This window comes from Sporichthya sp., assembly GCF_013815995.1.
GTDB lineage: Bacteria > Actinomycetota > Actinomycetes > Sporichthyales > Sporichthyaceae > Sporichthya.
Genome location: NZ_JACDFE010000171.1, coordinates 1 through 10,189, shown reverse-complemented (window position 1 = coordinate 10,189; position 10,189 = coordinate 1). Strand labels below are relative to the sequence as shown.

Genomic DNA, 10,189 nt, shown 5'->3' with positions numbered 1-10,189 from the left:
AACCCGCGTCGTGGCCATCACCACCTCCCGTGGCGGCGGCGACCCGCTCGGCCCGGCCGCCCGGCGCGAACTCGTGGCCCTTGCCCGCCGACACGGCACGCGCCTCGTCGGGCCCGGCTGCTCAGCCGTGGTGAACACCGCCCTGGGCCCCGTGGGAGGCCGGGCACGGCGATGCGCACGAACCCGCTCGACCGCGCCGTCGAGGAGACCCGCAAGGCGGTGTTCCCGCTGCACGGACTGGACACCGACATCGCAAGTGACCTGCCACCGGGACCTTGGGCCCTGGGCCCACAGGCCCGCGGACCGGATGGTCGGGGGTATGACCATGAACCCCGCGCCCAGTCTGGATCCCCCATTCGCCGGCCCGCGCGTTGGAGGGGCTTCGCGCGGGCCGGTCAGATCCGCCTTCCCCGGGATCCTGCGCTCGGAGTGGACGACGTGACCACACCACCCAGAAGGAGTCGAAGATGAGCACCAGGACACCGTTACAGGAAGCCGCCCAGCAGGCGCTTCGGAGCCCGACCCACCAGGGGACCGCAACCTCGGACGAGGTGCTGCGCGGCAATCCCCACGTCGTCGTCGGCGTCGACGGTTCCCCCGGCTCCAGCGCTGCGTTGCGCTGGGCGATGACCTACGCCGCCCAGGTGGGCGGCACGGTCGAGGCGATCGGAACCTGGGAGCTGCCGATGGGCGCCGGCTCCGCCTACGAATGGGTCGCGAGCGGGTCCGACGGGGACAGCTACGCCAGTCTCACCGAGAAGGTCCTCACCGACACGGTCGCGGCGGTCACGAAGGCCCTCGGCACCACGCTGGTCGCAGACACGCGCGCGGTTCAGGGTCATCCCGCCGAGGTGCTGCTGCGTGCGGCCGGGCACGCGCAGATGCTCGTCGTCGGGAGCCGCGGACACGGCACCATGGCCGGTCTGATCCTCGGCTCGACGAGCCAGCGTTGCGTGCAGCACGCCCCGTGCCCGGTGGTGGTCGTTCCCGAATGACCTGCTTCGGGTGACCCCACCCAACCGGCCCGGCCGCTCCGTGGCGGGGCACTCTCCCCCGCCACGGGCCGGCCTACTACCGCAACGCGGTACGTCGCACGAGGAGGTCACCCCGTCAGCCCCGACGTCGAACGTGTTTGTGCAGGGCCGGGACGGGGTAGATGTCTGCATCTCGCCCCGGACAGATGGCGCCTTCCGAGCTCGGAGGATCGTCATGGCCGATAAGCCCGTTCTTCGCTCGGTCAGCGGCACCGAGCCCGCCCCTGGGCCGCCCTCGGTGCTTTTCCAAAAACTCAGCGCCGACTACCCCGACCTCCCTCGGCGGGTCGTAGGTGAGGTCCTGGGCCGGGTATACGGGGCAGCGTGGGAGTCCGTCCCGGAGCCACGCCTCCCCCAGCTCGACACGGCGGCCCGGGCCCTGCTGGATGCCCTGCGGGTCAGAGCCGACAACGCGGCCCGGCGCACCGGGCGAGTCGCTGCGCTGCATTCACCTTCCACCAGTCCCCATGACCGCGACGCCGGCCCCGCCCTTGGCTTCACGCAACCTCTCTGGCCGACGCGGGACGTCCGCGGCAGTAGCCGCGCAGAAGAACTGGCGGAGGCGATCGAGGCCCGCGCTCGTGCTCTCGGCGTGGTGCCGGGGATGAGCCTGTTGTGCGAGGTGGCCGCCGAGCACCTGGGGGTCGCCGCCGTGGCGATCTCCGTGCCGGGCGAACTGCTCAGTGGGCAAACCGTCGGGGTGGGCGGCGCCCTCGCGCGACCGCTGGAAGAGCTCCAGGTGGTCCTCGGCGAGGGCCCGTCCTATGACGGCCTGCGCTACGGCACCGCCGTTCTGGTCGAAGATCTGACGGCGCCACAGCAGCAGGCCAGATGGCCGCTCTACGCCCCCGTGGCCGGCCAGCACGGAGTGCGCGCCCAGTTCGTGTTTCCGATGCAGGTGGGAGCAGCTCGACTCGGCGTGCTGGTGCTTTACCTGGACCGGGCCGGAGCGCTGCGATCGACCGAGTTGACCGCCGCCCGGGTCTTCGCCGAGGTGGCTCTCACCTGGCTCATCGACCACTCCGCAGAGGGTGCCGCGGAGCGCGCTCTCACCGAGCCCCGCGCGCGGCAGCCGTTCCTCGACGACTGTGCGGAGATTCATCAGGCCACGGGCATGGTGTCGGTTCAGCTCGGGGTGCCGCTCAATATCGCTCTGCTGCGCATCCGTGCCCGCGCGTTCACCGAGGACCGGCCGCTCTCGGACCTGGCCCAGGCAGTCGTGGCGCGCACCGTCCGGTTCCAGCCGGACACAGAGACCGACGACCGCACCGGGTACGAGGAAAGGCCATGACTCGGCCACCTCCTTCGCAGACCCCCGATCTGTTCGCGGCGGACCCCTTGCCGGCGAGAGAGCAGCGACTGGCCGAGACGTTCGTCGAACTGGCCGACACCCTCGTGGAGGGTTTTGACCTGATGGAGTTTCTGTACACCCTCGTCGAGCGTTGCACCGAGTTCCTGGACGTGACGGCGGTCGGCCTGATGTTCGGCGACGAGCAGGGCCGGCTCCGTGTCGCCGCCTCCTCCAACGAGGCGACCCGCCTCCTTGAGCTGTTCCAGCTTCAGGCCGGCGAAGGCCCGTGCCTGGAGTGCTACCGGAGCGGAAACCCGGTGGAAGAGCCGGACATGGCCCAGGCCCGCGCCCGCTGGCCGCTGTTCGCCCCGGAGGCGGTACGCGCCGGCTTCCGCACCGTGCACGCACTTCCGATGCGGCTACGCGAGCGCACCGTCGGGTCGTTGAATCTTTTTCACGTCAACCCGGAGGCGCTGCCGCCCGCCACCACGCGCCTCGCCCAGTCGCTGATCGACGTCGCCACGATCGGCCTGATTCAGGTGCACGGCGGGCAGCGCTCCGACGTTCTGCTCGACCGGTTGCAGCTCGCCCTACTCACGCGGGTGGTGATCGAACAGGCCAAGGGAGTGATGGCCGAACGCCGGGGCATCACCCCTGACGAAGCGTTCATGCTTCTTCGTTCGCACGCTCGAGCGAGCGAACTGCGCCTGACCGAACTCGCCTACGCCGTGATCGAAGGCGATTCTGAACACCTTCTCTGGACGCTGAGTTAGCTCGGCCCGGTGGTAGCGCGTCCTCGGAGCACACGCGGAACCTGGAACTGTTTATGCTCCAGTGCGAGCAGGGACCATGTCTCGACTGCTACCGCGACGGTGAGCCCGTCTCGGTGGCGGACCTGCACGCGGAAGAGGCCAAGTGGCCGCAATTCGTGCCCACCGCGGTGGACGCGGGCTTCCGCTCCGTGCACGCGCTTCCGATGCACCTACAGGGCGTCCGACTGGGCGCCCTCGGCCTCTTCGGCACGGAGATTGGAGCCCTGAACGGCGCGGACCTCGAGCTGGGGCAGGCCCTGGCCGATGTCGCGAGCATCGCCTTGATCGCCAACCAGACCTCGGTGAATCATCTGCGCCTGACCCAACAACTCCAGACGGCCCTGGACAGCCGGGTCGTGCTGGAGCAGGCGAAGGGTCAGTTGGCCCAGGTGGGCAACGTCACCATGGCGCACGCGTTCGAGGCGCTTCGCCGCTACGCGCGTGACCACAACGAACGCCTTTCCGTGGTTGCCCAGAACGTTGTGACACGAGAGCTCACTGGCGAGCTTGTGTTGGAGCACGCGAAACGTAAGGGCGTAAGCGTCGCCTAAGCCACGTGCGACCGGTCCTTGCCGCGTGTCTCCGCGCTGAGCACCGCGGCCTGAATCCGGCTCTTCATCCCCAGCTTGGCCAAGAGTCCGGAGACATAGTTCTTCACGGTCTTCTCGGCGAGCAACAACTGTTCGCCGATCTGACGGTTCGTCATCCCCTCGGCTATGAGATTGAGGATTTCCAGCTCCCGCGAGCTCAGCGTTCGACGCGCTGCGCCGGTACTCCGCAACAACATCAGAAGCTGACCATGCTCGCCCAAGCGGTGGTGGAGCGCACGATCCTCCCGCACCACGGTCTCGACCAGCCCCGGCGCTCTTCATCTGCCGGTGCCTCTGACAGTCCGTCAGGTCCGCGGACCCGCCTCGGCTCCGGCGGGTAGGACCCGGCCGTCGATCACAGCGTCGGCCAGATCGCTCAACCGCAGGTTGCGCGCCCGGGCATAGGTGCGCAGTGAGCTGAAGGCTTGGCCCGGCGTGATCCCGTTGCGCTCGGCCAACACGCCCTTCGCCTGCTCGATGATCACCCGGGTGTCCAACGCCTGCTGCAGCTGGGCCAACAGGATCTCCCGGCGCCGGGTGTAGCCAACCTGAACCAGGCCGATGGTCGCAACGTCCACCATGGCCTGGCCGATCCGGATGTCGGAGTCCTGCAGGGCGCCGCGCTCCGCGTGGAAGAGGTTCAGCGCGCCGATCGTCTCGTCGCGCAGACGCATGGGCAGCGCGTGCACCGCATGGAAGCCGGCCGCCACCGCTTCAGGAGCGAAGCGGTCCCACCGCCCCGAGGCCGCCTCGAGATCGCGCTCGTGCACGGCGTGCCCTTGTTGGAAGCACTCCAGGCACGGTCCCTGGTCGTTCTGCAACTGGAACAACTCAAGCAGGCGGGTCTCTTCGCTCGTGGAGGCCATCACCGTGAGGCGGCCGCGCGCGTCGCTGAGCATCAGGCCCACGGCGGTGACGTCGAGGAGCTCGGCGCAACGGTCCACCAGGGTGTACAGAAACTCGATCAGATCGAAGTCCTCCACCAGGGTGTCCGCCAGGTCGACGAACGTTTCGGCCAAGCGCTCTGTATTCATGCCCGTCTCCCTACCGGTCCCACGCTGATCATTCCTGCTGGTCGCGCCCACCCGGCCCGAGCTCTGGGCGGCCATTTCTCAGTCGGCATCGGCCCCACCCAGTTCCGGGTACCCGGGGTGCGTCCCGTCGAAGCGCAGGACCCGGGACACCACGTCGGCGGAGACGTGGGACAACCGGCGGTTCTCGGCGAAGGCGCGAGCGCGAAGCCGGAGCAGGGCCGTCGGCAGGTCGACCCCGAGCTGAATGGAGATCATGCCGGTGGCCTGGTGGATCTCAGGCCGGTCTTCGACCGCGCCGTCCCCATGGTCGCCGTCACCGGGAGATCCATCGAACCCGCCGGGCCCCGCGCCCTCCGCCTTCGGCGCCGACAGCGTGCGGGCGCCGATCGGACCCAGGTCCTCCAGGAGCAGATCGAGGGCGATCGAGGCAAGGATGATCGCCTCGGCTCCGTCCCTGGGATCGAGACCGCCCGGTCGCGTCAGGTAGACCGCGAACGCCCCGAAACGGGCCGCGCCGACGCGCATCGGCATCACGGCCATGGAGCGGATCCCCAGCAGGGCCGCGGCCGGCGCGAACATCGGCCACCGGATCTCCGACGGGTCCGTGAGCTCGCTCAGGTAAATCGCCGGGTCCCCGACCAGGACGTCCAGGGACGGCCCCTCGCCGAGCGTGATCTGCAGTTCCTCCCCGTCGCGCGCGAGGTCGGCAGCCGCCACCGTCTCGGCGCCGGCCGCGCCGACGGCCCGGATCGGCACGGACACGGCTGCCGCGGCTTCCTTCCAACGGACGCCCGCGAGTCGGCAGAGCACGTCGAGGCTCACCGGGAGCTGGATCGACTCGGCGTGGGCGTACAGCGCGCGGCGCATCGCCTGGAGGCCTATGGGTCCGGCTAGCTCAGCCACCGCGAGAACCGCGCATGCTACGCCGTCTCCAACCGCAATGCCGCCAGGGTCAGGAGCGACGGGGCTCACCCGGCAACCAGCTGGGCTTACCGCGCACCCTACCGCTGCTCAGGACACGCGGCGGGGGGCGAGATCTCCTGCACCGGCCCCGTCTCGGGGGGAGCTCAGACACAGGTCCTCGGTGATCTCCCGTCGGGCCGCGGCCAGCAATAGTGCGTAGGCGCACTGGCTGCGTGCCCGGAAATCGGGCGCTGCCGCCCACATCCAGACGTAGACCCGTTCGGTCGCTGCGCAGGCCCGTGGGGTGTCTCCCAGGCTGCACTGCAACAGCGGGAAGATCAGGGCGACCGTGCGGTCGTAGAAGGCGCCGAAGGCGTCCAGGTCGCCCTGCCCGGCGGCGGTGAGCAGGTCGTCCGGGCAGGCCGGGCGGACGAACGTCGGGGTCATTGCTGCCCCGCCAGTTCGGTGGGCTCGTCGCCGTGCGACAGCTCCGCCTGCCCGTTCGCCTGCCCATTCGCATGGCCGTTCGCGTGCAGTTCCTCCGCGGTGGGCTTGGGCACGGTGTCGGCGAACCAGAAGCGGGAGAGCCGTGAGCGCCGCCGGCCACCGCGGGCGGGGATGCCGTTCTCATCCGTTGCGGCACGGGCCGAGATCGGCTGATACGTCTGACGGGCCATCAGCGTGAAGCGCTCCTGCGCCGAGATCGGTGCATGCACCTCGATGAACTCCCCGCTGGGCAGGCGCTTGATGGTGCCGGTCTCCCGCCCGTGCAGGATGCGCTCGCGCTCGCGGCGCTGCAGTCCGAGGCACGCTCGCTTGGTGAGGGCGAAGACGATCGGCGGCAGCACGAACAGCGCGACCTGGACGGTCCGGGTAATCGTGTTGATGGACAGGCCGAAGGTGTAGGCGATGATGTCGTTTCCGCCGTTGAGCACCAGCAGGAGATAGAACGCGAGCGACATCGCGCCCAGCGCGGTGCGGACCGGCGCATCGCGCGGTCGGTCGAGAAGGTGGTGCTCCCGCCGATCCCCCGTCACCCAGGCCTCGACGAACGGGTACAGCGCCAGCAGCGTGAACATCACCCCGGGGACCGCCAGGCCGGCCAGGAGCAGGTTCCAGCTCACGGAGTGGCCCGCCAGGTTGGTCTCCCAGTTGGGCATCACCCGGACCAGACCATCCAGGAAGCCGATGTACCAGTCGGGCTGCGAGCCCGCCGATATCTGGTCCGGGTAGTAGGGCCCGAAGAACCACACCGGGTTGATCTGCGCCAGGCCGCCGAGCAGGGCGCAGACCCCGGCCACGATGAAGAAGAAGCCGCCGGCCTTCGCCATGTACACCGGCATCAGCGGGAAGCCGACGACGTTGTCGTTCGTACGGCCCGGGCCGGGGAACTGGGTGTGCTTGTGCACCACGACGAGCATCAGGTGCACCGCGATCAGGGCCAGTATGATCCCGGGGATCAGCAGGACGTGCGCCACGTACAACCGGGGGATGATGTCCTCGCCCGGGAACTCCCCGCCGAAGACGAAGAACTGCACGTAGGTTCCGACCACCGGGATCGACAGCATGATCGCCTCCGCAATGCGGAGACCGGTTCCGGAGAGCAGGTCGTCCGGGAGCGAATAGCCGGCGAACCCCTCCAGCAGCGCAAGGACGAACAGGGTCACCCCGATCAGCCAGTTCAGCTCACGCGGCTTGCGGAAGGCCCCGGTGAAGAAGACCCGGAGCAGGTGCAGGACGATCCCGGCGACGAAGATCAGCGCCGACCAGTGATGGATCTGACGCACCAACAGGCCACCGCGGACCTCGAAGCTGATGTCCAGGGTCGAGGCGTAGGCCTCGGACATCTGCACGCCCTGCAACGGCAGGTAGGAGCCGTCGTACGCGACCTCCTGCATGCTCGGCTTGAAGAACAGCGTCAGGTAGACGCCGGTCGCCAGCAGGATGATGAAGCTGTAGAGCACGATCTCGCCCAGCATGAACGACCAGTGCTCCGGGAACACCTTGCGCAGATTCTTGCGCGCCGCCGCGTTCGTTCCGAGCCGCTCGTCCAGGTAGGTAGCGGCCCCACCGGGCGCATTCGCGACCGCCATCTCCCGCCCCTCCCTGGTGCGAGCCCCGGCGCTCGGGTGAGCGCCGGGCCCGCGTCGGCGATAATACCGGTCAATCGCGCCAAAAACGTTTCACTAGAGATGACAGGATAGCTCCATGGCCCCTGACCCGTCGACGCAGACCCCGCTCCCGGCGGCCGCGGTCGCACGGCGGCTGGGCATCGCACCGGCAACCCTGCGCACCTGGGACCGCCGCTACGGCGTCGGTCCCAAGCAGCACCAGGCGGGGCAGCACCGCCGCTACACCGCGGCGGACCTCGCGCGGCTCGAAGCCATCCAGAACCTCGTACTGCAGGGCGTGACCGTTGCCGACGCCGCCCAGCAGATCGGGGTGCAGACCACGTCGCGGCGGCGGCGGGGGCGGGTGGAGGTTCCGGGGCCCGGCACGACCATCGCCACGCCCGGCCCGGCCCGGCCCGTCACCTCGCGGCACGTGCGTGAAACAGCCCTACGACTGGACGCGGACCGGTTGGTGACGTTGTTGCACCGGGCGGTCGGCGATCTCGGGGTGATCGACGCCTGGGACACCGTGGTGCGACCCGCGCTGGTGTGGCTCGGCGAGCGCTGGCAGAGCAACGACAGCTGCATCGCCGCCGAACACGTGCTGAGCGATTGCGCCTCGGCCGTCTTCACCTCCCTGGCGCGGAGGTCGTCGGTGGCTTCGACCCGGCCCGCGCTGCTCGTCTGCGCGCCCGGCGACGAACACGTCCTGCCGTTGCACGCGCTCGCCGCGGCGCTGACCGAACGCCGGGTACGGAATTGCGTCATCGGCCCGTCGACCCCGGTGAGCGTGACCGCGGAAGCTATCCGGCGGCTGAACCCGGCGACGGTGCTGGTCTGGTCCCAGCTGGAGCAGACCGCCGATCCCGCGGCGCTGACCGAACAGCCGCGGATCCGCTCGGGCCACCGGATGGCGGCCGCCGGCCCGGGCTGGGCACACCTGCAGTTGCCCGCCCGGGTGGAACGTCCGGACAGCATGGGCGCGGCGGTCGCCCTCCTTGCCGGGGCCGCAGGCGAGTAGGCGATGTGCGCCGACACAGCGCAAACCCGGCGTGGCCCCTCCGGTGAACCGGAGGCCCTTAGGCCTTCTCGGGAAGGTGTTGTCGGGAACGTCCCAGATGCCCGGGGTCGATGAACGGTCATCTATTTACGTTGAGTGGCGGGCGCCTCACCACCCACGAAAAGGGGAAGACCCCCCGGTGGAGCGGAGCCTCGAGGGCTCCGCTCCACAACGGGAGGTCTTCGCCGGCAGATCAGTCGTGTCGCGACACGACGTCAACCAGGAGCGCTGGTCAGTACACCAGGGCCGAGGGCGGCGTGCCGCCGCCGAGCACGGGCGTGTCGCCGCCCGAGGCGTCCCCACGGTCGCTGCCCTTGCCGTAGTGACCGGACAGGCCGCAGGTGGTGAAGGCGTCGATCGGGTAGCCGGTGCAGGAGATGGGCAGAACGCCGGGAGGGGCGTCACTGGGGGCGGCGGTAGCGGCCGAAGCGCCACCACCGGACACCAGGACGGCTGCCGCGGCGGCGCCGACGGTGACGGCCGTACGCGTGACGATCGCACGGCTCGAGCTGGGCTTGCGGTGACGACCGGGGCTGTTGGTCTGCATGGGCATACTCCGAGTGGGGGAGTCGTCCGGGAAGGGGGATATCCGGACGAAGCTGGGCGAATGCTTACTTGTGGGTACATCTGAGTGTGGCTTGGCGGAGCCCGACCGCGCAAGGAGAACGCTGTGGACGGCCGAACGGCGCGCCTGCCTTGAAGTTGAGCGGTACTCAGCAGGGGACGCGCTAGCGTCGGCCTCGTGAATCCCTTCCGCCATCTGCTCGACGAACTCAACGAGATCCTCGACCGCCATCCCTCGGACGGCGACGCGGACAACGCGCTCGAGGACTCCGAAGCGCTCCACCAGTTGCGGTCCGACGTCGAGGACCGGTTGGCCAACGAGCGACCGGCCGACGAGGACCCGGAGCGGAGCTCGGCCCTGGCGGACACCCTCCAGGGCGCCGAGGACCGTTTTCAGACGGCCCATCCGAGGCTGACGCAGGCGATCCGCAGGCGCTGCGGTCCCTGTCCGACGCCGGCTTCTGAGCCCACACCACAACGACCACGGCCCCTCGCCCGGCAGAAGCCGGACGGGGGGCCGTGTGTGCAGGTGCGGGAGTTACATCTTGGTCGCGGCGAACTTCACGGCCTCGCGGATGCGGGGGTAGGTGCCGCAGCGGCAGACGTTGCGCAGGGTGTCGAGGTCGGCCTCGGAGATCTTGCGGCCGGACTTCTTCACCCGGGTGATCAGCGCAGTCGCGGCCATGATCTGGCCGGGCTGGCAGTAACCGCACTGGGCGACGTCGTACTTGATCCAAGCTTCCTGCACGGGGTGCAGAGCCGACTTGGAGGTCTTGGCCAGGCCCTCAAT

General features: G+C 69.5%; 11 protein-coding genes and 2 pseudogenes. 6 read left to right on the top strand and 7 right to left on the bottom strand.

Annotation, left to right across the window (positions count from 1 at the left end; all coding sequences use genetic code 11):
* The first annotated feature begins 467 nt into the window (after nt 1-467).
* From H0X00_RS17350 to H0X00_RS17335, 4 genes are all read left to right on the top strand, one after another.
* Nucleotides 468-995, top strand: coding sequence for a universal stress protein (locus H0X00_RS17350; protein ID WP_293773303.1), 528 nt, complete (start codon nt 468-470; stop codon nt 993-995).
* Nucleotides 996-1,209: 214 nt separating this feature from the next.
* The gene (locus tag H0X00_RS17345) at nt 1,210-2,325 is read left to right on the top strand and encodes a GAF and ANTAR domain-containing protein (RefSeq protein WP_293773300.1); all 1,116 of its coding nucleotides are present in this window, start codon (nt 1,210-1,212) and stop codon (nt 2,323-2,325) included.
* Complete coding sequence (locus tag H0X00_RS17340; RefSeq protein ID WP_293773298.1) at nt 2,322-3,098, top strand: GAF and ANTAR domain-containing protein; 777 nt, start codon at nt 2,322-2,324, stop codon at nt 3,096-3,098. The genes H0X00_RS17345 and H0X00_RS17340 overlap by 4 nt, the downstream gene beginning before the upstream one ends.
* Before the next feature lie 53 nt (nt 3,099-3,151).
* Nucleotides 3,152-3,688, top strand: a complete 537-nt coding sequence (locus H0X00_RS17335) for a GAF and ANTAR domain-containing protein (RefSeq protein ID WP_293773295.1) — start codon at nt 3,152-3,154, stop codon at nt 3,686-3,688.
* On the opposite strand, the pseudogene H0X00_RS17330 reads toward H0X00_RS17335, so the two are convergent.
* From H0X00_RS17330 to H0X00_RS17310, 5 genes and pseudogenes are all read right to left on the bottom strand, one after another.
* Nucleotides 3,685-3,888, bottom strand: a pseudogene (locus H0X00_RS17330) (response regulator transcription factor); the annotation flags it as partial. The gene H0X00_RS17335 and the pseudogene H0X00_RS17330 sit on opposite strands and share 4 nt — an antisense overlap.
* Before the next feature lie 144 nt (nt 3,889-4,032).
* Nucleotides 4,033-4,761 carry a GAF and ANTAR domain-containing protein gene (locus H0X00_RS17325; protein WP_293773290.1) on the bottom strand — a complete coding sequence of 243 codons (729 nt, stop codon included), beginning with the start codon at nt 4,759-4,761 and terminating at the stop codon, nt 4,033-4,035.
* 78 nt (nt 4,762-4,839) lie between these two features.
* On the bottom strand, nt 4,840-5,628 hold the full coding sequence (locus H0X00_RS17320; RefSeq protein ID WP_293773289.1) for a GAF and ANTAR domain-containing protein: 789 nt from the start codon (nt 5,626-5,628) through the stop codon (nt 4,840-4,842).
* 144 nt (nt 5,629-5,772) lie between these two features.
* A complete protein-coding gene (locus H0X00_RS17315) occupies nt 5,773-6,111 on the bottom strand; it encodes a hypothetical protein (protein WP_293773288.1) in 339 nt (112 codons plus the stop codon).
* Nucleotides 6,108-7,757 carry a ubiquinol-cytochrome c reductase cytochrome b subunit gene (locus tag H0X00_RS17310; RefSeq protein ID WP_293773286.1) on the bottom strand — a complete coding sequence of 550 codons (1,650 nt, stop codon included), beginning with the start codon at nt 7,755-7,757 and terminating at the stop codon, nt 6,108-6,110. The genes H0X00_RS17315 and H0X00_RS17310 overlap by 4 nt, the downstream gene beginning before the upstream one ends.
* A gap of 115 nt (nt 7,758-7,872) precedes the next feature.
* On the opposite strand from H0X00_RS17310, the gene H0X00_RS17305 reads away from it, so the two are divergent.
* Complete coding sequence (locus H0X00_RS17305; protein WP_293773285.1) at nt 7,873-8,796, top strand: MerR family transcriptional regulator; 924 nt, start codon at nt 7,873-7,875, stop codon at nt 8,794-8,796.
* A 271-nt stretch (nt 8,797-9,067) separates the two neighbouring features.
* Here the strand turns inward: H0X00_RS17305 and H0X00_RS17300 are convergent, their stop codons facing one another.
* Nucleotides 9,068-9,382, bottom strand: a complete 315-nt coding sequence (locus tag H0X00_RS17300) for a hypothetical protein (RefSeq protein ID WP_293773284.1) — start codon at nt 9,380-9,382, stop codon at nt 9,068-9,070.
* A 195-nt stretch (nt 9,383-9,577) separates the two neighbouring features.
* Here H0X00_RS17300 and H0X00_RS23930 point away from each other — a divergent pair.
* Nucleotides 9,578-9,817 (top strand): annotated as a pseudogene (locus tag H0X00_RS23930) (DUF4404 family protein); the annotation flags it as partial.
* A gap of 120 nt (nt 9,818-9,937) precedes the next feature.
* Here the strand turns inward: H0X00_RS23930 and H0X00_RS17295 are convergent.
* On the bottom strand, nt 9,938-10,189 hold a 252-nt coding region (locus tag H0X00_RS17295; RefSeq protein WP_293773283.1), incomplete at its 5' end, for a 2Fe-2S iron-sulfur cluster-binding protein.